Raw genomic sequence first — 24,441 nt, 5'->3', positions numbered from 1 at the left:
GTCATGCGCGGGGCTGGTGGCGCCAGGGGCCGGTGATGGCCAGCAGGATGCCGGGCTCCTGGATGCTGGCGTACAGCGTCCGGCCGTCCGTGGAGAAGACCGGGCCGGTGAACTCGCTGTACTCGGGCGCCTCGGCCGTGCCGATGTTGAGTTCGTTGCGGGCCAGTTCGTAGGTGCGGCCGCCGTCGGTGGCGCCGAAGAGGTGCTGGAGGCCGTCGCCGTCCTCGGCGATGATCAGGCCGCCGTAGGGGGAGACGGTGATGTTGTCCGGGCCGTCGAAGGTGTTCTCGGCGCCCAGGATCACCTTGAGGGTCATGGTGCGGCGCCGGGGGTTGTAGAACCACACCTGGCCGTCGTGCGGGGCGCCGGGGCTCTGGCCGTCGCGGGCGTAGGAGCACACGAAGTAGGCGCCGCCGTCGCCCCACCACATGCCTTCGAGCTTCTGGCCCCGGGTGACCGTCCCCGCCCGGAACTGCTCGCGGAGGGGGGTCTCGCGGGCGTCGCGGTCGGGGACCGTCGCCCAGTCGACGCCGTACACGGTGCCGGTCACGGTCGCGCGGGACAGGTCGTCCACGTACCGGCCGCCCGAGTCGAAGCAGCGGGCGGCCTGGAGCGTGCCGGCCTCCTCGCCCAGGGTGCGCAGGGTGCCGCGGCCGGGCCGGAAGCCGTGCGGCGGGACCCAGCGGTAGAACAGGCCGTTGGGGTTCTTGTCGTCCTCGGTGAGGTAGAAGTAGCCCTGTTTGGGGTCGACGACGACGGCCTCGTGGTCGAAGCGGCCCAGGGCCTTGACGGGGCGCGGGTCGCGGCAGGCGGTGCGGTCGTACGGGTCGACCTCGAAGACGTAGCCGTGGTCCCGGGTCATGCCGTTCTCGCCGGCGCGGTCGGAGTTCTCCTCGCAGGTCAGCCAGGTTCCCCAGGGGGTGGTGCCGCCGGCGCAGTTGGTGGAGGTACCGGCGATGGCGACCCATTCGGCGACGTACTCGCCGCCGTGGCTGATCTCGACGACCGTGCAGCCGCCGGCGGCGGCCGGGTCGTACACCAGGCCCTCGGTGAGCGGTACGGGGTGTTCCCAGTCGGCGCGCGGGCCCTTGAGTTCGTGGTTGACGACGAGCAGGTCGCTGCGGCGCGGGCCCTCGAAGGCGCCGGTGGCGTCGTGGTTCGAGGGGGTGGGTTCGCCGGAGTCCAGGGTGGTGCGGCCGGCGTGGGTGATGATCCGGTAGGAGAAGCCCTCGGGGAGGGCGAGGATGCCGTCCGAGTCGGGGAGCAGCGGGCCGTAGCCCAGGCCCTGGCGGCCGGGGGCGGCGATCGCGCCGGGCGCGGTGGTCAGGACGCCGACGCTGCCGGCGAGGGCGACGCCGGCGCCGGTGACGGCGGAGTGCTGGACGAAGTCTCTGCGGCTGAGGGGCATGACCTCACGATGGCGGCGCGGGGCGAACGGCCGTTGAACGGTACGGGGCCGTCCGGCGTCGGTCACGGCCGGCCGGTCGGCGGGCGCACCGGGTCACAGCCGGTACGCCGCTCCCGCCGGGGTGGCGCCGCGGGTGTCGAGCAGCAGCTGGGCCTTGGCGGCCAGGCCCTGGAGGTCGTAGACGGAGTGGTGCTGGAGCAGCAGCGTCAGATCGGCGCCGGCGGCGGCCTCGTAGAGGGAGTCGGCGCGCGGGACGGGCTGTCCGCCGACCCGCCACTGGGTGACGTACGGGTCGTGGAAGCTGAGCCGGCCGCCGAGTTCGGTGAGGTTCCGGGCGATCTCGCGGGCGGGGGCGCCCTGCTGGTCGGGGAGGTCGGGCTTGTAGGTGACGCCCAGGAGCAGCAGGCGGGCGCCGCGTACGGACTTGCCGTACTCGTTGAGGAGGGTGGCGGCGCGCTGGGTGACGTAGCCCGGCATGCGGGCGTTGACCTCTTGCGCGAGTTCGACCATCCGCAGCCGTCCCGGGGCGACGTCGATGGGTGGGGTGTGGCCGCCGACGCCGGGGCCGGGGCGGAAGGAGCGGAAGCCGAAGGGTTTGGTCTCGGCGCAGCGCACGACGTCCCACAGGTCGACGCCGAGTTCGTGGCAGAGCACGGCCATCTCGTTGACCAGGGCGATGTTGACGTGCCGGTAGTTGGTTTCCAGGACCTTGACGGTTTCGGCTTCCTTGACGCCCTTGGCGCGGACCACCTTGTCGGCGAGCCGCCCGTAGAAGGCGGCGGCGGCCTCGGTGCAGGCGGGGGTGAGGCCGCCGATGACGCGGGGGGTGCCGGAGTAGTCGTGGCTGCGGTTGCCGGGATCCAGGCGCCCGGGGGCGTGGGCGAGGTGGAAGTCGCGGCCGGCGCGCAGTCCTGATCCCGCTTCGAGCGCGGGGGCGAGGACGTCCTCGGTGGTGCCGGGCGGCACGGTGGATTCCAGGACGACGAGGGTGCGCGGGCGCAGCCGGGGGGCGAGGGTGCGGGCGGCGTCGAGGACGCCGGTGAGGTCGAGGCTGCGGCGGTCGGCGGCGGGTGGGGTGGGGGCGCAGATCAGCGCGGTGCGGACCCGGGCGAGGACGGTGGGGTCGCTGGTGGCCTGGAACCCGGCGGCGAGCATGCGGCGCAGGTCGGCGGCGGCGAGGGTGCTGTCGGCCGGTGGGCGGCCCGCGTTGAGTTCGGTGGTGGTGTGCTGGTCATCGGTGTAGCCGACGGTGCCGACGCCGATGGCGGAGGCGGCCTGGGCGGCGGGCAGACCCAGATGGCCCAGTCCCAGGACGGCGAGGTCTGCGGGCATGTGCGGCGGGTTCCCTTCTCCCCTGTGCGTACGAGCGCACATATATGACATATATAGCGGATTGTCAGTCTGGCGTGGTTCGTGCCGCGCGGGGGCGGCGGAAATGGGAGAGCATCGACAAACGGGACGGATCACCGGTCGCGGCGGCCGGGGGAGGGGGCCGCTGACAAAGCACGGCGAACGCCCGGGCGGCGGGGGCGGACGGCGGACGAGAAACGGACGACCTAGGAGGCGGCACGGTGAAGACAGCGACCCTGGGGCCCGGCCAGCGGGCCGAGGCACTCGCCCGGATGGCGGAACGTGAACTGGACGTCCTGGTGGTGGGTGGCGGCGTGGTCGGCGCCGGCACCGCCCTGGACGCGGTGACCCGCGGGCTCGCCACCGGCATCGTCGAGGCCAGGGACTGGGCGTCCGGCACCTCCTCCCGCTCCAGCAAGCTCATCCACGGCGGCCTGCGCTACCTGGAGATGCTGGACTTCGCGCTGGTGCGCGAGGCGCTCAAGGAACGCGGGCTGCTGCTCGGCCGGATCGCCCCGCACCTGGTGAAGCCGGTGCCGTTCCTGTACCCGCTGCAGCACCGCGGCTGGGAGCGGCTGTACGCCGGCACCGGCGTCGCCCTGTACGACACCATGGCCCTGTCCTCGGGCGCCGCCCGCGGCCTGCCCCACCACCGGCACCTCACCCGGCGGCACGCGCTGCGGGTGGCGCCCTGCCTCAGGAAGGACGCCCTCGTCGGCGCCCTCCAGTACTACGACGCCCAGATGGACGACGCGCGGTACGTCGCCACCCTGGTCCGTACCGCCGCCTCGTACGGGGCGCTGGCCGCCAACCGGACGCGGGTGACCGAGTTCCTGCGCGAGGGCGAACGCGTGGTCGGCGTGAAGGTGCTCGACCTGGAGGGCGACGAGGCGTACGAGGTCCGCGCCAAACAGGTCGTCAACGCCACCGGGGTGTGGACCGACGACACCCAGGGGATGATCGCCGAACGCGGACAGTTCCACGTCACCGCCTCCAAGGGCGTCCATCTGGTGGTGCCCAAGGACCGCATCCAGTCCTCCACGGGGCTGATCCTGCGCACCGAGAAGAGCGTGCTGTTCGTCATCCCGTGGGGACGCCACTGGATCGTGGGCACTACGGACACCCCCTGGGACCTGGACAAGGCACATCCGGCGGCCTCCAGCGCCGACATCGACTACGTGCTCGAACACGTCAACTCGGTGCTGGCGGTACCGCTGACGAGGGACGACGTCCAGGGCGTGTACGCCGGGCTCCGTCCCCTGCTGGCGGGCGAGTCGGACGCCACCAGCCAGCTCTCGCGCGAACACACCGTGGCCCACCCCGTACCGGGCCTGGTGGTCGTGGCGGGCGGCAAGTACACGACGTACCGGGTGATGGCCAAGGACGCCGTGGACGCGGCCGTGCACGGTCTCGACCAGCGGGTCGCCGCCTGCTGCACGGAGCAGGTCCAGCTCACCGGCGCCGAGGGCTACCACGCGCTGTGGAACTCCCGGGCCAGGATCGCGGCGCGCACCGGGCTGCACCACACCCGGGTGGAGCACCTGCTCAACCGCTACGGCTCCATGACCGAGGAGATCCTGGAGCTGATCGACGCCGACCCCTCGCTGGGCGAGCCGCTGCCGGCCGCCGACGACTATCTCAAGGCCGAGATCGTCTACGCCTGTTCGCACGAGCAGGCCCGGCACCTGGAGGACGTGCTCACCCGGCGCACCCGGATCTCGATCGAGACGTTCGACCGGGGGACGCGCAGCGCGCGCGAGTGCGCCGAGCTGATGGCCGGCGTCCTGGGCTGGGACCGGCAGCAGATCGAGCGCGAGGTCGAGCACTACGAGAAGCGCGTGGAGGCGGAGCGCGAGTCGCAGCTCCAGCCCGATGACCAGACGGCGGACGCGGCCCGCCTGGGGGCGCCCGACACCGTACCGCTGTAGGGCTGCGGGCGTACGGCCGTCGGGCGTATCGCCGGCCACGGGGGTGATCCGTGTCCCGCCGAGCGGCCCCGGCCGTCGTCGGCTTCGGTGAACTCGGTGTCGGGGGATCGTTTCGAGCCCGGGATGGGACGTATGACCTGACGGGCAGTCACCGCTTTGCCGGGCGCCGTGACCTGCGAAGTCCGGGGCGCGGGGCATGCGGTGGCGGAGGGTGGGCCGACGCCGCGACGGTGGGCGGCGCGGCGCGGGGGCACGGGGGCATTCGACCGGCGGGACCGCCGGGGCCGGGAGGCCGGCCGGGGGATCGTACGGACCCGTGTGCGGCGGACCATGACCGAGCCGCACGCCGCGCACCGGTGCAAAGGACCGTCGCCGCCTACCAGTCGGGTCCCCGCACGCAGCCTCCGCCGGTGGCGCCGAGCTGAAGGTCCGTGGTCGGAGCGGCCCCCGCATGGGTGACAATGGCCCGGGAAGCCGGAGGGGACACGACGCATGGGCCAGGACAGCGGGGACACCGGAACGCGCACCGGTGAGCGGGCCGGCGAGCCGGCCGGCCGGCCGACGAGGGCGGCGGACACTGGGGCGGTGGCGGCGGCACCACCGGCGGAACCCGGCGCGCCGGAGCACGCCGCGCCGGGCCGGGAGGCCGGTGACGGTGAACCGGCTGCTGTCGAAGGCCCGGTCGTGGGCACGCCGGAGCGAGCTGGGGAGTCCGCTGTGCGAGACCACGAGGAGTTGGCCGTGGAACCGGAAGTCGACCCGAAGAGGGAAACGGAACGGGAAACGGAACGGGACGCGCCGAGTCTCGTGAAGGCCGAGCGCGCCGGGGCGGCGGAACCGGCGGATGCCGTGCCGGCCGGCACGGCGGAGCGGAAGCGGGCGACGCAGGGCGCCGTGGAGCCCGAGCCCGAGCCCGAGGCCGTACCGGTGGACAACGAGGAGAAGTCGGCCCCCGCTGACGCCGGGCCCAAGCCCGCGGCAGCCTCCGAAGCCGACGCCTCCGCGGCGGAAGCGGAACCGGAGAAGCAGGCGGAAGCGGAACCCGACGCCGAACCGGAAGCGGAACCGGAGCCCGCGGTGCGGCCCGCGACGACCTCGGGCACGAAGCCCGAGGCACCGTCCGCCGCAACGCCCGCCGAGGCCGCCGACCGGCCCGCCGGACGTCGCGCCCCCGTGGACGCCGCCGAGGCCGCCGCCCGTAAGCGGGCCGGCGAGATCGCGGGCCTGACCACCCCGCCCCCCGGACGCCTGCTGAGCGGCCGTTACCGCCTCATCTCCATCGTCGGCCGCGGCGGCATGGGCACCGTGTGGGAGGCCACCGACGAGATCCTCGGCCGCCAGGTCGCGGTCAAGGAACTCCGCCTCACCAACGGCATCGACGACGGCGAACGCAAGCGCCTCATCACCCGCACCCTGCGCGAGGCGAAGGCCATCGCCACCATCCGCAGCCGTGGCGTGGTCACCATCTACGACGTGGTGGACGAGGGTTCCCGCCCGTGGATCGTGATGGAGCTGATCGAGGGCCGTTCGCTGGCCGACCTCATCCGCGAGGACGGGCCCATGTCGCCCACCCGCGCGGCCGAGATCGGCCTCGCCATCCTCGACGTGCTGCGCGCCGCCCACGACAAGGGCATCCTGCACCGCGACGTGAAGCCGTCCAACGTCCTCATCGCGGACGAGGACGGCCGCATCGTGCTCACCGACTTCGGCATCGCCAAGGTCGAGGGCGACCCGTCCATCACCTCCACCGGCATGCTGGTCGGCGCCCCCTCGTACATCTCGCCGGAGCGGGCGCGCGGCGAGACGCTCGGCCCGGCCGCCGACCTGTGGTCGCTCGGCGCGCTGCTGTACTGCTGTGTGGAGGGCCGCCCGCCCTACGACGAGGGCGGCGCCATCGCCACCTTGTCCGCCGTCATGAACTCCCCGCTGCGGCCCCCGCGTCAGGCCGGTCCGCTCGTCGAGGTGATCACCGGGCTGCTGGCGAAGGCGCCCAGGGACCGGCTGGACGAGCCGCGTACCCGGGAACTGCTGACCGCCGCCCTGACCGCCGATCCGGCCGCTTCGGACGACCGGACCATGGTTGTCGGGCTGCGCACCGCCGGTGCCGCGCCCGCCGGGCCGCCGCCGCCCGCCCCGCAGGGAACACCGCCGTACGGCGCGCCCGTGGTCGGCTCCGGCGCGGCGAACGGGCGCCGGCGCGCGCTGATCGTCGCTGCGGCGCTGATCGCGGTGCTGGCGGTGATCGGCACCACCTTGATCCTGGCGCGGAGCGGCGGCGACGCGGACGGCCAGGGTTCGGGGCAGGACCAGGGGCAGCCGGACGACGGGGCGCCGGGCGACGAGGGCACTCCGGACGACGAGGGCCAGGACGGCGCGGGCGGTGACGCCGGCCCCGGGGACGGCCCGGATGCCTCGGACGGCGGCGCGGAAGGCCAGGATTCCGGCCAGGAACCGGGCCCGGACGCGGAGCAGCCGCCGGGCGGTGAGCAGGACGGCGATCCGGACGCCGGCGGGACCTCGGGGCCGCCCGGCGCCCGGCCGGAGAACGACGGTGACGGCACGCTGCCCGAGAACCCGCAGGGCTACGCCGAGTTGACGGACGACGACTTCCGCTTCCGGATGTCGCTGCCCGAGGGCTGGCGTCGTACCGGGATAGCCGGGCAGAACTCCGGCGGCATCTTCAGCGCCCCCGACGGGGGACCGCCGAAGGTTCAGGTCGACTTCAACGCCACCCCGGGGGATGACGCGGCCGGCGCCTGGCGCAGTCTGGAACCGGCCGTCCGGAACAACAGCACCGACTACCGGCGCATCGACATCCAGCAGGTCGGCTGGCGCGGCTACCCGACCGTCGCGGACTGGGAGTTCGAGCGTACGGAGGGCGGCAAGCGGGTACGGATCCTGAACCGGGGCTTCCAGGTCGACCCGGGCCGTGGCTACGCGATCATGATCACGTGCGCCGCGGACGCCTGGGACGAGGAGGAGTGCCGCACTCTTCGCGAGACCGCGTTTCTCACGTTTTCGCCGCTGCCCTGACTCGGTCCCGATACAAGTGACTTGGCCAGGAGTTGACGGATCGTGGGTGTGGTATGTCTACGCCCAGTATCGTGAGTGACCGAGTCACGGAAGCGGTGGGGAGGCGGCGTGGATACGTACGCGGGGCGGCTGCTGGCCGATCGCTATCGGCTTCCCAGGACGCCGTCTGAGGCGTTCGAACTGGTGGAGTCGCGGGCGTTCGACACGGCGAGCGGGCAGGAAGTGCTCGTACGGCAGGTGCCGTTGCCGGAGGTCGTGGACGCGGAGGTCCTCGACGAGGACGGCAACAGGTCCGGTTCGGGCGGGACGCGCCGGGGGGTCGGCGACCGGGCGACACGGTCGCCGGAGGACCCGGTGGTACGGCGTGCGCTGGAAGCGGCCGCCGCGGCGGGCCAGTTGCCCGATCATCCCCGGCTCGACCAGGTCTTCGACGTGTTCGTCCAGGGCGACGGTCTGTGGATCGTGAGCGAGCTGGTGCCGGCCAGGCCGCTGGCGGCGGTGCTGGCGGAGGCCAGGCTCGGCCCCTACCGGGCGGCGGAGGTCGCCGCGGATCTGCTGGCCGCCCTGCGGATCGTGCACGCGCACGGCTGGACCCACCGGAACCTGACCACGCGTACGGTGCTGATCTGCGACGACGGCCGGGCGCTGCTGACCGGGCTGGCCTCGGGGGCGGCGGAGGAAGTGCTGTGCGGGTACGACCCGCTCCCGGCGCCTCCGGCGCAGGGCAGGCAGTCGCTTCCGGCGGCGAGTGTGGCCGGCGGTGGTGCCGCCGCCGCTGCCGGTGTGGTGGAGGGGGCGGGCCGGGGCGGGCAGGACATCGCGCCCTGGGGCGTACCGGGGCAGGGCGCGGCGCCGGCCGCACCGGCCGCCGGAGCGCCGTGGAACAGCGACAGCGACAGCGGCGCGGCGGTGGCGGACCGCTACCAGCGCTGGGGGGCGGCGGCTGACGGCGACGGCCGGCAGTTCCCGCCGGGCGGGCAGGGTCCGCAGGGCGCGGAGAACTGGCACACCCCGCACGGTGGTGACGGCCAGGGCGGGCAGGGCGGCCAGGGCGGTCACGGCCCGGCGGGCTGGACCGGCGCCCCGGACGGGCACCCCGGAGCGGGTGACGGGCCGTGGAACGGCAGCCCGGGAGCCACGGCGGAGACCGCTCCCCCGACCGACCGGGAAACGGTGAACGGCGCGCACGCCCACCCCGGCGCCCAGGAGGCCCACGGCGGCCACCCGTCCGGCCCGGGCGCCCCCGTCGGCGCGGAGGGCTGGCACGGTACCGGGGACGGGGCACAGGGCCCCGCGGGCCACGGGCCGCACGGCGGCCACCCGTCCGGACCGCAGGGCGGTTGGTCCGGCGATGCGCAGGGCACGGGTGACTACCCGCCGCAGGGCGCCGCCCCGACCGGTGCGCAGAACTGGCACGGTCCGCAGGACGGCGGCCCGGGCGCGGCGGCGACCGGCGGCCCCGGGGGACGGGGCGCCTGGGATACCCAGGAACTGCCCGGGACGCACGCGGGCGAAGGCCCGGCCGATGGCAATTACGGGTACGCGTACGGCGGGCCGGACCACACACCCGAGATCAACGGCGCCGCACCCGGGCAGCACGGCACCGAAGCCCGGGACGGCCACGCACCACCGCATCCGGCCCCGCAGGGACACGAACCGTCGGACACCGGCCAGATCCGGCCGGCGCAACCGGGGGACGCGCCCGGCGCGCACAGCGGCACCCAGGGCCCGCCTCCCGCCGCCGGGGGCCACGGCCCGCTCGGCGCCACCCAGGACCGCTGGGACGCCGACGCCGAGACCGGCACCTCCGATCGCTACCGGCGCTGGGGCGGCGGCGAGCCGCCCACCGCGCAGGGATTTCCCGCCGCCTGGGACTTCGAGGGCGGCGCCGGCGCCCGGCTGTCCGCCGAGGAACGGGCCGCGCGCAGCGGGGCCATCGCCGCGTACCGGGCGGGCACCAGGGCCGGGGCGCACGCCGCAGGAACGGCGGGCGGCTCCGGAGGGCCGGCCGAACTGCCCGCGCCCGGCCGCGAGAGCCGCGCCGTACGCACCGGCTGGGACCCCGTACCGCCGCCGCGCGCGGCCATAGAGACCTCCGCGACGCCCCGGTACCGAGGCCCGGACACCGCCCTGGCCGCCGAGCGTGCGCGCCAGGCGCGCATCACCACAGTGGGCGCCGTCACCGAGCGCTGGGCGCCCGAGCAGGCCGGTCCGGTGCACGACCACTGGCAGCTCGCCCCGCCCGTGGGCCCCCCGGCCGACTTCTGGGCGCTGGGCGCCCTGCTTTTCCGGGCGGTCCAGGGCCACCCCCCGTACCCCGAGGAGAACCCCGCCGAGCTGGTGCAGGCCGTCTGCGCCGAGCCGCCCGCCTTCGCCGAGGAGTGCGGCGCGCTGCGCCCCATCGTGGAGTCGCTGCTGCGGCAGGACCCCACCGAGCGCCCCAGCGCCGAGGAACTGCGCGGCTGGCTGCGGTCGTTGCTGCGCAGCGCCCCGGAGCCCGAGGTCGGCAGGCGTACCGTCACCACGCCGCTGCCGGCGCTGGAGCCGGGCCGGCCCTCGGACCCGCGCCGGCTGCCGATCGTGCGCCGCCGCGGCGATCTGGTCGGCCCGCGCCGCCGCGGTGGACGCGGGAACGGGAACCATCCGCGCCGCCTGGGCAAGGTGCTGCTGACACTCACCCTGCTCGGCCTGGCCGGTTCGATCGGCTACATCATGCTGTTCCTCGCCGAGGACCCGCAGGACCGGGCCGGCCAGCCGCCGTCCCCCGAGGCCACCGCGCCCATCTCCCCCGAACCCACCCCGGAGCCCTCTCCCACACCCTCGTCGCCGGACCCCGAGACGGAGCCGAGCCCGGACGGTCAGGGCAGCGGCGGCATACCGCAGGGGTACGCGCCGCAGGAGGACCCGGCCGGGTTCTCCATGACGCTCCCGGACGGCTGGCAGCGGTCCACCACCGCGGACGGGTCCGTGGTGTTCTCGGACGGCGATGTCGAGATCGTGGTCGTGCCCGGCCGGGACGGCACCGCCCAGTTCGCCCAGGGGCCGATGAACTACCAGATGGAGCACCAGCAGGAGCTGTCCGGTTTCCGCGCCGACACGTACGGCACCTCCAGCGGGCTGCGCGAGACCCGGGTCGGCGCCTCCGTGATGGCCCAGGGCGACTTCCGCTGGCGGGCGGACGGCACGCAGTGGGTCGCGCTCAACCAGGTGATGCAGCTGGCGGACAGCTATCACGTGGTGCTGGTGCGGGGCCCGGTCGCCGCCGACGACCAGGTCGCCGAGGTCTTCGACGTGGTGGCGGACAGCTACCGGTACTGACGGGTGGGCAGGGGGCCGCCCCCGCCGTACCCTCCCGCTATGACGACAACGCCGTCCGACGAGCTGTCCGCGGAGCTGCCCGCCGAACTGCCCGCCGAAGTGGTCGCGCGGCTCACCGAGGGAGTGCCCGGCAGCGGCCGTACCGCCTGCCACAGCGCCCTGACCGGACGGCCGCTGGCCGAGCTGCCCGAGGCCACCGAGACCGAGGTGACCGCGGCGTTCGGGCGGGCCAGGATCGCCCAGGGCCCCTGGGCGCGGTGGCCGGTACGCCGCCGGGCCGCCGTGCTGCTGCGCTTCCACGACCTGCTCCTCGCCCGGCAGGACGAGGTCCTTGACCTCATCCAGCTGGAGACGGGCAAGGCGCGGCTGCACGCCCACGAGGAGTTGCAGGCCGTGGCGAGCGCCGCCCGCCACTACGGGCGCAGGGCCCCCGGGTATCTGCGCCCCCGGCGGCACACCGGCGCGTTCCCACTGCTGACCCGGGTGCGCGAACTGCGCCACCCGCGTGGCGTCGTCGGCCACATCGCCCCGTGGAACTACCCCCTGGAACTGACCGTGGGTGACGCCCTGCCCGCGCTGGTGGCCGGGAACGCGGTGGTCATGAAGCCGGACACCGAGACGGCGCTCACCGCGCTGTGGGCGCGCCGGCTGCTGATCGAGGCCGGGCTGCCGCGGGACGTGTGGCAGATCGTGCTCGGCCCCGGTCCGGTGCTGGGGCCGCAGGTGGTGCGGGAGGCCGACTACGTGACGTTCACCGGCTCCACGCGCACCGGCCGCGAGGTGGCGCGCGGCGCGGCGCAACGGCTGATCGGCGCCAGCCTGGAACTGGGCGGCAAGAACGCCATGCTGGTGCTCGCCGACGCCGACATCGAGCGGGCGGCGGCCGGCGCCGTACGGGCCTGCTTCTCCTCCGCCGGGCAGCTGTGCATCTCCATCGAGCGGCTGTACGTGCACGCGTCGGTCGCGGACGCCTTCGTGCGGCGGTTCGCGGAGCACACGCGGGCGCTGCGCCTGGGCGCCCCGCTGGACTACGGCACGGACATGGGCTCCCTCAGCTCGCGGGCACAACTGGACGCCGTCACCCGCCATGTCACGGACGCGGTGGAGCGCGGGGCGGTGGTGGTGACCGGGGGCCGGGCACGCCCCGACCTGGGCCCGTACTTCTACGAGCCGACCATCCTGGAGGGGGTGCGGCCGCCGATGCTGGTGTGCGGGGAGGAGACGTTCGGCCCCGTGGTCTCGGTGTACCGGTTCACGCAGGAGGCGGACGCGGTGACGCGGGCGAACGCCACACCGTACGGGCTCAACGCCTCGGTGTGGTCGGGGAACGCACGGCGCGCACGCCGGATCGCGGCACAACTGCGCGCCGGGACGGTGAACATCAACGAGGGGTTCGCGGCGGCGTACGGGAGCGTGGGCGCCTCGATGGGCGGCTGGGGCGACTCGGGCCTCGGGCGGCGGCACGGCGCGGAGGGCATCACCAAGTACACCGAGGCGCAGACGGTGGCGCAGCAGCGCCTGGTGCCGATGGGGCCGGCGTTCGGGATGGACGACCGGCGGTACGCGGCGGTCGTGTCGCGGGTGCTGCGGGTGCTGAAGGCCCTGCGCGTGCGCTGAACACCCGGCCCGGGCACCCGCGTCGAACGGGTGCGCGCACGGCGAAGGGACCCGCCCTCCGGGGGAATAGGGGCGGATCCCTTCGGTCTGTGCGGCCGTCAGGCTCAGGCGATGCCGGCGCCCGTACGGCGGCGGACGAGGAACATCGCGCCGGCGCCGAGGCCCACCGCGGTGGCACCCGCGAGGGCGAACATCGGCAGTGCCGAGGACGAACCGGTGGCCGCCAGCTCGCCGGTCACCGGGAGCTGCTCGAACTCACCCTGCGGGGCGGGCTTGTTGCCCTGACCCTTGGTGCCGGTCGAGGGCTTGTCGTCCGGGGTGGTGCCGGCGGGAACGATCTCGAAGTCGTAGATGTTCCACTCGCCTTCCTGGCACAGGCCGCCCTCTGCGGAGACGTAGACGCCGGTGCTGAGCGCGTAACCGGAGCCGGCCGGGGCGTCGTCGGCGACCTTCAGCCGCAGCTGGGCCTCGACGTACTCGCCGGGGGCGAGGACATCGGTCTCACCGAAGTAGCCGTACTGGTCCTCGATGTTCTCCCACGCACCGTCGTAGAACCACTGGAGTTCGATGGCGATGTCGTTGAAGTCCTCGTTGTCCCAGCCGAAGACCTCGGCGTAGGCGTAGAGCGTCTCGACGGGCTTGTCGAACTCGTTGCTGATGCGGTAGGTGAACTCCGTCCACTGCCCCGCGACGACCTGGCTGGGCAGGCCGATCAGCTCGGCGTTGATGGGGGCGTCGAACTCCCAGTCGACGCACTCGTCCTCGGGGTCCGGCAGGACCGGGGCGCCACCGTCGTCGCCACCGCTCTCCTCGTCCTCGTCCTCGTCGCTCCCGTCCTCGGAGCCGTCGTCCGACCCGTCGCCGGTGTCGCCCTCGTCCTCACCCTCGTCGTTGTCGCTGTTGTCGTCCTCGGGGTCCGGGTCGGTCTCCCCGCCGGTAGCGCCGTCGGTGATGCCCTCGCCGGCCGAGCCGGTCTCATCGGCCCCGGTGTCGTCCTGCGCGGTCTCGTCCGCGTCGTCCCCGTCCTGCGGTTCGGGGGTGGGCGCGTCCTGGACGACCTCAGGGGTCGCGGACGGGTCCCCGTCGGCGGCGAACGCCGGGGAGGCGGCGAGCAGAGCCGCCGGGGCCATGACAGCGGTCACGGCAGCGGCTGCGGCGGCGCGACGAAGCTTCATCAAGTGCCTCTCGGTAAAACGATGATGACGCCGGGTTGGACAGCTCATGGAATCGATCGGTTGTGCCCATAGTGGTTACGGAATGGACACGAGATGCCCATGGGAAGAATGAGGCGCTCACCGGCTGGGCACAAAGAGAGGCCCCGGCCGCCGGCTTGGGGAAGCGGCGGCCAGGGCCTCTGCGATCAGCACGGGCGGCAGGGCGGTACCGCCGGTGCTGGGTGCGGCGGCGCCCGGGGGAGGCGCCGCTGCCGCAGGTCGGACCAATGGCGAGGGGAGGCCACCGGCCGACCGGGTCGGATGACGCGTTCGCGGTATCGGACATGGTGGGGGATGGGGGGCGTTCCGGGCAAGGCCCTGGCGCGGGAATACGCGGAAGAGCCCGGATCGGCCGCGTCCGCCGTCCGCCTCCCCCTCGATTCCCGCCCTGAGCTGCCCTTCCCATCCCCCTGGCGCACGCCAGTCGGCCGGTCCTCGGCGTCCCGAGGACCGGCCGTCAGGGTGGTGACCGGCCGGCTGTCCCCTGCTGCCCGGCCACGCGCACCGGAGCGAGGTCCCACGACGCCCAGGCGTCTCATCGCTCCGGGGACACTTCCTTCAACGAGGCGCGGGCCGCCCTGGTCACGCGCCGTACGGGTGACGGGCCGCGCGTGCGCGCGACGGTCAACGGCCGCCGGTGCCCCGGCACAGCTCCAGCAGCGTCATCGCCAGCCGCGTGCCGCGCTCGCGGCCCAGCGCGTCACCGTAGTGCCGCAGGATGTCCATCTCGCGGGCGAGATCGACCCGCCGCCCGCCGTCGGTGATGCGGATCTGCTGGATCTCGTCCGAGGCGCTCATCCGTTCCTTGATCAGCGCCACGATGCGGGCGTCGAGATCGTCGATCCGCTGGCGGGCACCGGCGATGCGCGCGGTCGCCGTGTCGGGGGCGGCGGTCGCGGCGGCGGTCGCGGCGGCGGTCGGGCTCGTACGGCTGCTCTGGGTGGTGGTCATGTGTCGCAGGTCTCCTCGGTGCGGACGGAGCCCCGGCCGGTCACGGCCCCGGCGCACCACGCGAAAGCGCCCCGGGCCGTGAGCCCGGGGCGCCTGGTGGTCGCGTATGCCGCGTCAGTGCTGAACGCAGCGCGCCGTGTGGCAGCCGGCCGGGCCGGTGCCATAGGTAAACAGACGCGCGTGACGAAGCATGCGCCCGAGTATGCCAGCGCACCCCGGCCACCGGCCAGCCGGGGCGCCCCCGCGCTCTCGGTAGACTCGGTGCCAAGAACCCCGCTCCACCGCCGAAAGGCCGCCCCGTGGCTTCTGCGCCTCCTCCCGCGCCTGTGTCCGCGCCCGACACCGTTCTCGTCGTCGACTTCGGCGCCCAGTACGCCCAGCTCATCGCCCGCAGGGTGCGTGAGGCACGGGTGTACAGCGAGATCGTGCCGTCCACCATGCCGGTGGCCGAGATGCTGGCCAAGCGTCCCAAGGCGATCATCCTCTCCGGCGGACCCTCGTCCGTGTACGCGGAGGGCGCTCCCGGCATCGACCGCGCGCTCTTCGAGGCCGGGGTGCCGGTGCTCGGCCTGTGCTACGGCTTCCAGCTGATGGCCCGCGAGCTGGGCGGCACCGTCGACAACACCGGCTCGCGCGAGTACGGCCGTACCGAGCTGGCCGTGGAGCGGATCGACTCCACGCTCTTCTCCGGCACCCCCGAGCGCCAGCAGGTGTGGATGTCGCACGGCGACGCCTGCTCCGCCGCCCCCGAAGGCTTCACCGTGAGCGCCTCGACCGACACGGTCACGGTGGCGGCGTTCGAGAACGACGAGCGGCGGCTGTACGGCGTCCAGCACCACCCCGAGGTACTGCACTCCACGCACGGCCAGCAGCTGCTGGAGCACTTCCTGTACCGGGGCGCCGGGCTCGACCCCAGCTGGACCACCGGCAGCATCGTGGAGGAGCAGGTCGCCGCGATCAAGGCCCAGGTCGGCGGGAAGCGGGCGATCTGCGCGCTCTCCGGCGGGGTGGACTCGGCGGTGGCCGCCGCCCTGGTGGTCAAGGCCATCGGGGACCAGCTCACCTGTGTGTACGTGGACCACGGACTCATGCGGCAGGGCGAGAGCGAGCAGGTCGAGAAGGAGTTCGTGGCCTCCACCGGCGCCCAGCTGCGCGTGGTGGACGCCTCCGAGCGGTTCCTGGACGCGCTGGCCGGGGTCAGCGACCCGGAGCAGAAGCGGAAGATCATCGGCCGGGAGTTCATCCGGGTCTTCGAGCAGGCCCAGGCCGAACTGATCGCCGAGGCGGGCGCGGCCGGCGAGGACGTGGCGTTCCTGGTGCAGGGCACGCTCTACCCGGACGTGGTGGAGTCGGGCGGCGGCACCGGCACCGCGAACATCAAGTCCCACCACAACGTGGGCGGGCTGCCGGAGGACATCGAGTTCGAGCTGGTCGAGCCGCTGCGGATGCTGTTCAAGGACGAGGTCCGGATGGTCGGCGCCGAGCTGGGCCTGCCGGACTCGATCGTGCACCGGCAGCCGTTCCCGGGCCCCGGCCTGGGCATCCGGATCGTCGGCGAGGTGACCCGCGAGCGGCTGACCGTCCTGCGGGCGGCCGACGCGATCGTCCGCGAGGAACTGACGGCGGCCGGCCTGGACCGGGAGATCTGGCAGTGCCCGGTCGTGCTGCTGGCGGACGTCCGCAGCGTCGGCGTGCAGGGCGACGGCCGCACCTACGGCCACCCGATCGTGCTGCGTCCGGTCTCCTCGGAGGACGCGATGACGGCGGACTGGTCGCGCCTTCCGTACGACCTGCTGGCGAAGATCTCCAACCGCATCACGAACGAGGTCCCGGACGTCAACCGGGTCACCCTCGACATCACGAGCAAGCCCCCGGGCACCATCGAGTGGGAGTGACCCCACACCGCACCGTCAAAGGGTTCGCCCTCACCCACACGTGTGGGTGAGGGCGAACCCTTTCTGCGGTCGATAGGCTGATGAGACGGTCTACTGTCCCGTCGTATGGGAGCCGCAACGATGACGAGCGCCGCGCCTGACAGCGCACCCGACTGGGCCCACCCCCCGGCCGGCGGCTACACCGCAGAAGATCTCGACACACTCCCTGGACTGCCTCCGCACACGGAGCTGATCGACGGGAGCCTGGTCTTCATGAGCCCGCAGACGAAATTCCACCTGCGCGTGCTGCGACTGTTCGAGCAGGGCCTGCTGCGCACCGTTCCGGATCATCTCGAGGTGCTGCGCGAGTTCAACGTCATCCTGGGAAAGCAGCAGCGTCCGGAACCGGATGTGATGGTGGCCCGCGCCGACGCGGACACCGGCGACCTGCAGACCGCTGTGCACGCGGCGGACGCGGTGCTCGTGATCGAGGTCGTGTCACCCGAGTCCGAGGGCCGGGACCGTGAGACCAAGCCGATCAAGTACGCCCGGGCCGGCATTCCGCACTTCTGGCGGGTGGAGCGCGGGGACGACGGCCTGCCCGTGGTGTTCGCCTACGCACTCGACAAGGCGACGGGCGCCTACGGCCTGACCGGTATCCACCACCACCGGCTCAAGGTGACCGTTCCGTTCGTCATCGACATCGACCTCTCCGCCGCCTCCCGCCGGTAGACCGACTCAGACCAGGCGGCGGGCCGTGGCCCAGCGGGTCAGTTCGTGGCGGTTGGAGAGCTGGAGCTTGCGCAGCACCGCCGAGACGTGGCTCTCGACCGTCTTGACCGAGATGAAGAGCTCCTTGCCGACCTCCTTGTACGCGTAGCCGCGCGCGATCAGCCGCAGCACCTCGCGTTCGCGCTGGGTCAGCCGGTCCAGGTCCTCGTCGACCGGGGTGGTGTCCGAGGAGGCGAAGGCGTCCAGGACGAAGCCGGCCAGCCGCGGGGAGAACACCGCGTCGCCGTCCGAGACGCGGAAGATCGCGTCCACCAGGTCGGTTCCGGTGATGTTCTTGGTGACGTAGCCGCGTGCCCCGCCGCGGATCACGCCGATGACGTCCTCCGCCGCGTCCGAGACGGACAGCGCCAGGAAGCGCACCGAGGACAGCAGGCCCGCGCTGCGGCGCAGCACCTCCACGCCGCCGCCGCCCGGGAGGTGGACGTCCAGCAGCACCACGTCGGGGCGGGTCGCCTTGATGACCGTGACCGCCTGGTCGACGTCGCCCGCCTCGCCGACGACCTCGACGCCCGTCTCCTCGGTGCGGCCGATCTCCGCCCGTACCCCGGCCCGGAACATCCGGTGGTCGTCCACCAGGACCACCCGCGCCCGCCGCTCCGCCGCCGCTCCCGCCGTCATGCCGATCGCTCCATCGTCAGTTCCACTTCTGTCCCCTCGCCCGCCGTGGACTTCACCCGCGCCGTGCCGCCGTGCCGCCCCATCCGGCCGATGATGGACTCGCGCACGCCCATCCGGTCGGCCGGTACCGTCTCCGGGTCGAAGCCGGGGCCGCGGTCGCGGACCGATACGAAGACCGTACGCCCTTCGACCTCCGCGAAGACCCGTACCGGACCGCTCTCGCCACCGTACTTGGCGGCGTTGACCATCGCCTCGCGGGCCGCCTGGAGCTGCGCGTTCAGCGCCTCCTCCACCGGGCAGTCGCCGACGCACACCACCTCGATCTGCACGCCGTGGTGGTCCTCCACCTCGGCGGCGGTGGCCCGTACGCCCTCGGCGAAGGTCTGCGGTGCGGCGTCGTCCTCGGCCTCCGCCCCTCCGGGGTTCTCCGCCGACTTGTACAGCCAGGTCCGCAGGTCCCGTTCCTGGGCGCGGGCGAGCCGGGCCACCTCGCGCGGGTTCTCGGCGTTGCGCTGGATCAGGGTCAGGGTGTGCAGCACCGAGTCGTGGACGTGGGCGGCGACCTCGGCGCGTTCCTGGGCGCGGATGCGCATCGTGCGCTCCTCGGACAGGTCCTGCATGATGCGCACCAGGTACGGGCCGGCCAGCAGCGCGATCCCGACCAGTACGGCCACGGACGCCTGGAGCGCGGTGCTCAGTGTCTCGCCCGGTTCGGTCGCCGAGCGCAGCCACACGAAGCTGGTGACGCCGAGGGTGACGAGTACGGCGCCGGCCGCGGAGCGCAGCAGCGGCAGCCAGCGGGTGCGGCGGGTGACCTCGGCCCAGTGTTCGCGGCGGGCGTTGTCGGCCTGCCGCCACACCATCGCGGCGCCGACCGCGATGATCAGCATCGGCCACAGGTAGACGTCGCGGACCGAGAACTGGAGGTTGGCGGCGAGGACGCCCAGGGCGGCGGCCAGCACCGCGAGCGCCACCAGTTGCCCCTTGGCGGGTCGCCGCCGGCGCGGCGGGCGCTGTGCGGCGGCGGCAGCGGCGGCGGCCTTCTGCCCCGGTGTGCCCAGCGGGACCACGAACCAGAACGCGCCGTACACCAGCAAGCCCAGACCGTTGGCCATCACCAGGACGGCCAGCACGAGCCGTACCCAGGAGACCGGCACGCCCACATGCCCGGCCAGGCCCTGTGCCACGCCACCCAGCCAGCGGCCCTCGGCGCTGCGGTACAGCTTGCGCGGGGGCACCTCCTCGGGCGGTGGCGCGGCCGAGGGCAGCGTGCCGCCCGCGGGCGTGGTGGCGGTGGTCATGCTCCGATCGTCACACGGCCGGCCCCTCGCGCACATCAGGGGTGCCCCCAGGGGAGGTGGGGAAATCCCCCGGAACACCGCCCCGCGGATCTCAGGGATTCCTCGGGGGCGGTCCCGGATCCCGGCTGTCGGCGGCAGGCCGCACCATGGAGGGCATGAGCGTGGACGAGGCGGGCCCCTCCGCACCCCCGGCAGCGGCGGCGTCACCGGCCGCACCGGTGACGGCGCGGCTGACCCGCAGCCGCCGGCACAAGGTGGCCGGCGGGGTGTGCGGTGGCCTGGGCCGGTATTTCCATCTCGATCCGGTGCTGTTCCGGGTGCCGCTGGCCGTGCTGTCGGTCATCGGCGGCCTCGGCCTGATCGCGTACGGGGTCGCCTGGCTGCTGATCCCGTTCGAGGGCGAGGAGGAGAACGAGGGCCGGCGGCTGCTGTCGGGCCGGGTGGAGGGCCCGGGGCTGACCGCGCTGCTGTGCACGCTGGTGGGCTGCGGGCTGTACGTGGCGTCGGTGAGCACACGCCATCCGGCGATGTGGTTCTCCGCGATGCTGGTGGCCTCGGTCGGCGGGGCGGCCTACTGGTCGCGGCGCCGGGCGCTGGCGGGGGAGGACGAGCGGGAGCGGCACACGGGTGCCGCGGAGGCGGTGGCGACCGCGCCGCCGGAGGCGCAGGCGCCGCCGGCCAGGGCGGTCGCCTCGTGGTGGCGGGAAGCGGGCGGGCCCGGGGGAAACGGGGGAAGGACGATGGCGGTGCACGGGCAGCAGGGGAACTATCTGTGGGGGCCGGCGGACGCGGCGACGGGGCAGTACGCGCCGTACGGCGGGCCGCCGCCCACCGGCACGGCGCATCCGGGGGGCCCGGGCGGGCCGTGGGCGGCGCCGCCGCCGGGCACCCCGCTGATGCGGCGGGCGCCGATGCCGCCGCCGCGCCGCGGCGCGTGGCTGGGCGGGCTGGTCTTCCTGACCGCCGTGGTGGCGGGCCTGGTGGCGATGGCGGCCACCTGGTTCCGCTATCCGCTGGGCACGGTGCTGGTGTGCACCTTCGCCACGGTCCTGGTGGTGTACGGGGGCGGCTGGCTGCTCAGCGCGTTCTTCGGGCGGCTCGGGGCGGGCAGCGTGGTGGTGGTCGTGCTGACCACGGTGCTGCTGGCCGGGGCGTCGGTGCTGCCGAAGAACATCACCACGAGCTGGACGGACACGTCCTGGGAGGCGGTGGCGGCCGACCAGGTGGCGGACCGGTACGAGCTGGGGACGGGGCGGGGCTCGCTGGATCTGGGCGGGCTGGTCCTGGCGGACGGCGAGACCGTCCGCACCACGGTGGAGGCAGGCGCCGGGCAGATCAAGGTGATCGTGCCGCTGAACGCCGAGGTGGTCGTGCACACGAGGATCTCCGCCGGCGCGTACACCTACAACGAGGTGCCCGATTACGCTTCCACCGGCGGCCCCGACCATGTGTGGGGCGGGATCAACAGCGACCAGACGGACCGGTACGCGCCGCCGGGCGACGTGGACGCGGTCGGCACCGTGGAGCTGACCCTGGACATGGGGATCGGGCATGTGGAAGTGGTCCGCTTCGACACGCTCGCGGCACTCGATGCGGAATCGGAGATGGCGTCATGAGCCAGTACCGAGGGATCGACCGGCACCGGTTCGAGCCGGCCCGGCTGGTGCTGGGGCTGGCGCTGCTGGCCATCGGCGTCCTGGCCTACGTTCAGGCGCGTGACCACGAGGGGCGGCTGCCGGTGGGGGTGCTGCTGGCGCTGGTGGCGGGTTCGCTGCTGCTGGCCGGGGTGGTGTCGATCGTCACGCAGTCGGTGCGGCGCTCGCGCAAGGAGAAGGGCGAGGAGCGCGGCGAGCGGGACCGGCCGGACGGGGACCGGCTGTCCTGAGCGCCGTCCGCCGTCCGCCGTCCGCCGTCGGCCGGGTGGCCGTCAGCCGAAGATGAGGCTGCCGCGGCGGTGTTCGCGGTGGGCGAGGTGGGCGTCCAGCGCGTACGGGCCGCTGCCGGTCAGCGCCAGCGTGATGAAGCCGAAGAGGTAGGGCAGGTCGGCGCCGAAGTAGTACGGGGACGTGCTCCAGGAGACGGTCAGCCACATCAGGAACGTGAGGAGCGCGCCCAGTACGGCGGCGCCCCGGGTCAACAGGCCCGTCAGCACGCAGAGTCCGACGAGGATCTCGGTGATCGCCGCGCCGTGGCCGATGAGCGCGGGGTGGTCCGCGGCGAGATCCACCAGCCACGGTACGGGGGTGCTCTCGCGGGAGAACTCCAGCAGGGCGAGGGAGTGTTCCCGGGAGAAGGCGGAGAACGGGCCCGCGTTCAGGTACTTGTCCAGGCCCGCGTAGAGGAACGTCACGCCCAGGAACAGGCGCAGCGGCAGCAGGGCGTAGCGGGCGGCGGTCGGGCCGCCGGGGCGCGGGTCGGGTGTCAGTGCCATGGCGGGCGCCCCCTCCGGTGGGTCGGAGTGGTTCAGTCTGCCACCGTGATCGGGTACCGGCCAGACTCCGTGCCCGCCGCGGTGATGACCTGGATGTCGACGGGGCCCGGGTCGAGTTCGGCGGGGACCGGCAGCCGCAGCACCGTGTCGCTGGGGTTGGCGAAGCCGCCGCCGGGCACCGGGACGAGCGGCACCGGGACCAGCACGTCGCCGATGCGTACGGTCGTCCCGGCCAGCAGGTCGGCGGCTTCGGCGCCGGGGGGCACGAAGCCGGAGCCGCGGATCTCCAGTTCGTCGCCGTACCGGATGGGGGAGTGCGGCGCGCCCGGCTCGCGGACCCGGACCACCGACTGGATGACCGGACGGCCGCCCTCGGTGAGCTTGGCGGCGGCGTAGCCGAGCGCGGAGATCGCCACCAGGGCGGCGAGTGCCCAGGGCGGGCTGGGCAGTTGGTAGGGGTCGCGGGTCAGCTGGACGGCGGCGAAGACGAGGGCGGCGGTGTTGACCAGGACGTACTGGGCCGCGGTGAAGCTGATGCCGCCCGAGTCGTCGGTGAGCGGGTCCAGGGCGCGCGGGCGCAGGGCGCGCACCTTCTGGGCGCGGAAGTGCCGTACCCGGTGCGCCACGGCGTGCCCGGTCCACAGGGCGACGGCGCAGCCCAGCGCGACCACGGTGAGCAGCCCGCCGCCGTGCGGCAGGTCGAGTCCGGCGCGCAGTTCGGCGCGGCGTGCGGGGTCGTCGGTGCCGGCGAGGGTGAGGGCGAGCGTGAGCACGGCGTACGCGGCGAGCAGCAGCCAGCCGGCCGCGACCGTACGGGAGGTGGAGACGCGGTTGTCCGGGCCGATCAGCGGCGCGAGCACGCCGCCGCGGTCGCGGTGCAGCCAGGCCACGGCGGTGAGCGGCGCGGCGAGGAGCACGGCGGCGAGCAGCGCGGCGGTGCGCGGCAGGGTCCAGCCGGAGCCCATCGCGGTGAGTGCCTGGCCCAGGAGGAGGGCGAGGACCGCGGACCACAGCACGAGGGTGGTGCGCCGGGCGCGCAGCCGCAGCCAGGCGGGGCCCGCGGCGCGGGCCCGGTCGGCGACGGTGTGGGCGGCGGCGGTGAGTTCGTCGGAGACCCACTGCCGGGTGGCCTCGGGGGAGTAGGCGAGGGCTTCGGGTATGCCGTGGCCGGCGGCCAGGCGTTCGCGCTCGGCGCGGAACGCCCGCTCGGCGCGCCGGTGGTCGGCGCGGGCCGCCAGCGGGCAGTCGCCTTCTGGAGCCGGCTGCACGGACACGATGGGTTCCCTCCCCCGCCTGCACTGTGGGAGGGAAATTCTGCCCTATCCGGGGCGGTTCACATCACGCGGGCCGGGTCGCGGTGACGAAGGGCATGGAGTCCACCGGGGCGGTGCGGACGGGGGTTCCGGGGCGTGAGGCGTGCACGATCTGGCCGTTGCCGATGTACATGCCGACATGGGTGAGACCGGAGTAATAGAACACCAGATCACCGGGGGCGAGTTGGTCGCGGCTGACCTTGGTGCCGGCGCCGGACTGGCTCTGGCTGGTGCGCGGGAGGGAGACACCGGCGGCGGACCAGGCGGCCTGGGTGAGCCCCGAGCAGTCGTACGCGTCGGGTCCGGTGGCGCCCCAGCCGTACGGCTTGCCGAGCTGGGCGAGGGCGTAGGCCGTGGCGGCCTGTGCGCGGGGGCCGGCGGCCGGGGCCGGGGTGGTGCCGGCGGGGGTGGCGGTCGTACGCGCGTCCGTAGCGGCGCCCGGTGCGCCGGTGCCGTGGGACTCCCGGGCGAGCAGCTCCCGCTGTTCCCGCTCGGTGAGGGTCGCCAGCAGGTCCTCGGCCTCGGCGAGCTTGGCCTCCACGGTGTCCCGTTCGGCCTCGGCCTCCTCGCGGGCGCCGGTCAGCTCGTCCCGTACGTCGGCGGCCTCGGCCCGCAGCCGTTCGAGGTCGAGCAGCTGCTGCCGGGCGCCGGACAGGGCGTCGGCCTGCCGGTCGCCGCTGCGGTCCATGGTGGCGGCGCGGGCCAGGTACTCGTCGGGGTCGGAGGAGAGCGCCAGCTGGACCTCGGGCGGCAGCCCGCCGGCCCGGTACTGGGCGGCGGCGTGCGAGCCCAGGGCCCGGCGGTAGCCGTTGAGCCGGTCGGTGCTGCTGTCGGCGGCCAGGCTGATCCGTTCGAGGTCGCGTTCGGCCTGCTCGGCGGCCTCATTCGCGGCGTGGTGGCGCTCGGTGGCCTGCTCGGCCTCGTGGTGCAGGGTGTCGACCTGCTCGCGTACCTCCGCGGTGCCCGGCCCCTGAGCGGCGGGGTCGGCCAGCGCCGTACCGCCGCCGGCCACCGCCGCCGAGGCCGCGCCGGCCAGCGTGAGGGTGGCGGTGGTGCGCACGGCGCCGCCGGAGCGGGGCCTGCGGTGGCCGGCCGGGGTGCCGGTCCCGGCGCCGGCGGCCGGGGTGGTGGCGGTGACGGGGGATCTGCGCCACGGGTAGCTGGGGGAGCCGGGCTTGCGATGCTGGGCCATGGCTGAGGACGCTAGGCGGGCCGGGTACCGCTACGGAGCCACTAGAACGGGATTGGCGGCAAACGCTCGATCGGTGATCGATGGTGACCGCTTCACTCCGG

General features: G+C 74.1%; 17 protein-coding genes. 8 read left to right on the top strand and 9 right to left on the bottom strand.

The window, feature by feature from the left end:
* Window position 1 precedes the first annotated feature (1 nt).
* Both H7827_RS11400 and H7827_RS11395 read right to left on the bottom strand, forming a co-directional pair.
* Window positions 2-1,408, bottom strand: a complete 1,407-nt coding sequence (locus H7827_RS11400) for an alkaline phosphatase PhoX (protein ID WP_432744673.1) — start codon at window positions 1,406-1,408, stop codon at window positions 2-4.
* 93 nt (window positions 1,409-1,501) lie between these two features.
* On the bottom strand, window positions 1,502-2,740 hold the full coding sequence (locus tag H7827_RS11395) for a nucleotide sugar dehydrogenase (RefSeq protein WP_386534342.1): 1,239 nt from the start codon (window positions 2,738-2,740) through the stop codon (window positions 1,502-1,504).
* Between the two features lie 239 nt (window positions 2,741-2,979).
* On the opposite strand from H7827_RS11395, the gene H7827_RS11390 reads away from it, so the two are divergent.
* From H7827_RS11390 to H7827_RS11375, 4 genes are all read left to right on the top strand, one after another.
* Window positions 2,980-4,686, top strand: a complete 1,707-nt coding sequence (locus H7827_RS11390) for a glycerol-3-phosphate dehydrogenase/oxidase (RefSeq protein ID WP_386534344.1) — start codon at window positions 2,980-2,982, stop codon at window positions 4,684-4,686.
* A gap of 741 nt (window positions 4,687-5,427) precedes the next feature.
* Window positions 5,428-7,719 (top strand): serine/threonine-protein kinase, encoded by a 2,292-nt coding sequence (locus H7827_RS11385; RefSeq protein ID WP_432744670.1) that lies wholly within the window; start codon window positions 5,428-5,430, stop codon window positions 7,717-7,719.
* 108 nt (window positions 7,720-7,827) lie between these two features.
* Complete coding sequence (locus H7827_RS11380) at window positions 7,828-11,037, top strand: protein kinase (protein ID WP_432744667.1); 3,210 nt, start codon at window positions 7,828-7,830, stop codon at window positions 11,035-11,037.
* Window positions 11,038-11,076: 39 nt separating this feature from the next.
* Window positions 11,077-12,654 carry a succinic semialdehyde dehydrogenase gene (locus H7827_RS11375; RefSeq protein WP_432744665.1) on the top strand — a complete coding sequence of 526 codons (1,578 nt, stop codon included), beginning with the start codon at window positions 11,077-11,079 and terminating at the stop codon, window positions 12,652-12,654.
* Window positions 12,655-12,758: 104 nt separating this feature from the next.
* Here H7827_RS11375 and H7827_RS11370 read toward each other — a convergent pair whose 3' ends face one another.
* Entirely contained in the window at window positions 12,759-13,796 is a 1,038-nt protein-coding gene (locus tag H7827_RS11370; RefSeq protein WP_432744662.1) for an LAETG motif-containing sortase-dependent surface protein, read from the bottom strand.
* Between the two features lie 696 nt (window positions 13,797-14,492).
* Window positions 14,493-14,819, bottom strand: coding sequence for a chorismate mutase (locus H7827_RS11365; protein WP_432744660.1), 327 nt, complete (start codon window positions 14,817-14,819; stop codon window positions 14,493-14,495).
* Between the two features lie 326 nt (window positions 14,820-15,145).
* On the opposite strand from H7827_RS11365, the gene guaA reads away from it, so the two are divergent.
* Together guaA and H7827_RS11355 are read left to right on the top strand one after the other, a co-directional pair.
* Window positions 15,146-16,714: a glutamine-hydrolyzing GMP synthase gene (gene guaA, locus H7827_RS11360; protein WP_386534359.1), complete on the top strand. Its 1,569-nt coding sequence runs from the start codon at window positions 15,146-15,148 to the stop codon at window positions 16,712-16,714.
* 120 nt (window positions 16,715-16,834) lie between these two features.
* On the top strand, window positions 16,835-17,425 hold the full coding sequence (locus H7827_RS11355; protein WP_364239579.1) for a Uma2 family endonuclease: 591 nt from the start codon (window positions 16,835-16,837) through the stop codon (window positions 17,423-17,425).
* A gap of 6 nt (window positions 17,426-17,431) precedes the next feature.
* Here the strand turns inward: H7827_RS11355 and H7827_RS11350 are convergent, their stop codons facing one another.
* Window positions 17,432-18,103 carry a LuxR C-terminal-related transcriptional regulator gene (locus H7827_RS11350; RefSeq protein WP_046724540.1) on the bottom strand — a complete coding sequence of 224 codons (672 nt, stop codon included), beginning with the start codon at window positions 18,101-18,103 and terminating at the stop codon, window positions 17,432-17,434.
* The gene (locus tag H7827_RS11345) at window positions 18,100-19,404 is read right to left on the bottom strand and encodes a PspC domain-containing protein (protein WP_432744656.1); all 1,305 of its coding nucleotides are present in this window, start codon (window positions 19,402-19,404) and stop codon (window positions 18,100-18,102) included. Before H7827_RS11345 ends, H7827_RS11350 begins: the two co-directional genes overlap by 4 nt.
* A gap of 155 nt (window positions 19,405-19,559) precedes the next feature.
* Between H7827_RS11345 and H7827_RS11340 the strand changes: the two genes are divergently transcribed.
* Both H7827_RS11340 and H7827_RS11335 read left to right on the top strand, forming a co-directional pair.
* On the top strand, window positions 19,560-21,020 hold the full coding sequence (locus tag H7827_RS11340) for a PspC domain-containing protein (RefSeq protein WP_432744653.1): 1,461 nt from the start codon (window positions 19,560-19,562) through the stop codon (window positions 21,018-21,020).
* Window positions 21,017-21,289 carry a hypothetical protein gene (locus H7827_RS11335; protein ID WP_432744651.1) on the top strand — a complete coding sequence of 91 codons (273 nt, stop codon included), beginning with the start codon at window positions 21,017-21,019 and terminating at the stop codon, window positions 21,287-21,289. Before H7827_RS11340 ends, H7827_RS11335 begins: the two co-directional genes overlap by 4 nt.
* Window positions 21,290-21,331: 42 nt before the next feature.
* Here the strand turns inward: H7827_RS11335 and H7827_RS11330 are convergent, their stop codons facing one another.
* From H7827_RS11330 to H7827_RS11320, 3 genes are all read right to left on the bottom strand, one after another.
* Window positions 21,332-21,835 carry a DoxX family protein gene (locus tag H7827_RS11330; RefSeq protein ID WP_386534370.1) on the bottom strand — a complete coding sequence of 168 codons (504 nt, stop codon included), beginning with the start codon at window positions 21,833-21,835 and terminating at the stop codon, window positions 21,332-21,334.
* Between the two features lie 32 nt (window positions 21,836-21,867).
* Complete coding sequence (locus H7827_RS11325; RefSeq protein WP_200365189.1) at window positions 21,868-23,109, bottom strand: hypothetical protein; 1,242 nt, start codon at window positions 23,107-23,109, stop codon at window positions 21,868-21,870.
* Window positions 23,110-23,173: 64 nt separating this feature from the next.
* Window positions 23,174-24,340 (bottom strand): NlpC/P60 family protein, encoded by a 1,167-nt coding sequence (locus H7827_RS11320; RefSeq protein WP_432744648.1) that lies wholly within the window; start codon window positions 24,338-24,340, stop codon window positions 23,174-23,176.
* Window positions 24,341-24,441: the final 101 nt, after the last annotated feature.

Origin of the sequence: Streptomyces sp. JH002 (assembly GCF_050916115.1) — a bacterium.
GTDB lineage: Bacteria > Actinomycetota > Actinomycetes > Streptomycetales > Streptomycetaceae > Streptomyces > Streptomyces xiamenensis.
Note: the sequence above shows the minus strand (reverse complement) of the source record. Positions and strands in the feature narration are given on the sequence as shown.

What these genes read in the sequence shown, in the direction of transcription:
- H7827_RS11400 (WP_432744673.1), bottom strand. Translation starts at nt 1,408, where the DNA reads ATGCCCCTCAGCCGCAGAGACTTCGTCCAGCACTCCGCCGTCACCGGC.
- H7827_RS11395 (WP_386534342.1), bottom strand. Translation starts at nt 2,740, where the DNA reads ATGCCCGCAGACCTCGCCGTCCTGGGACTGGGCCATCTGGGTCTGCCC.
- H7827_RS11375 (WP_432744665.1), top strand. Translation starts at nt 11,077, where the DNA reads ATGACGACAACGCCGTCCGACGAGCTGTCCGCGGAGCTGCCCGCCGAA.
- H7827_RS11365 (WP_432744660.1), bottom strand. Translation starts at nt 14,819, where the DNA reads ATGACCACCACCCAGAGCAGCCGTACGAGCCCGACCGCCGCCGCGACC.
- H7827_RS11355 (WP_364239579.1), top strand. Translation starts at nt 16,835, where the DNA reads ATGACGAGCGCCGCGCCTGACAGCGCACCCGACTGGGCCCACCCCCCG.
- H7827_RS11350 (WP_046724540.1), bottom strand. Translation starts at nt 18,103, where the DNA reads ATGACGGCGGGAGCGGCGGCGGAGCGGCGGGCGCGGGTGGTCCTGGTG.
- H7827_RS11345 (WP_432744656.1), bottom strand. Translation starts at nt 19,404, where the DNA reads ATGACCACCGCCACCACGCCCGCGGGCGGCACGCTGCCCTCGGCCGCG.
- H7827_RS11340 (WP_432744653.1), top strand. Translation starts at nt 19,560, where the DNA reads ATGAGCGTGGACGAGGCGGGCCCCTCCGCACCCCCGGCAGCGGCGGCG.
- H7827_RS11335 (WP_432744651.1), top strand. Translation starts at nt 21,017, where the DNA reads ATGAGCCAGTACCGAGGGATCGACCGGCACCGGTTCGAGCCGGCCCGG.
- H7827_RS11330 (WP_386534370.1), bottom strand. Translation starts at nt 21,835, where the DNA reads ATGGCACTGACACCCGACCCGCGCCCCGGCGGCCCGACCGCCGCCCGC.
- H7827_RS11320 (WP_432744648.1), bottom strand. Translation starts at nt 24,340, where the DNA reads ATGGCCCAGCATCGCAAGCCCGGCTCCCCCAGCTACCCGTGGCGCAGA.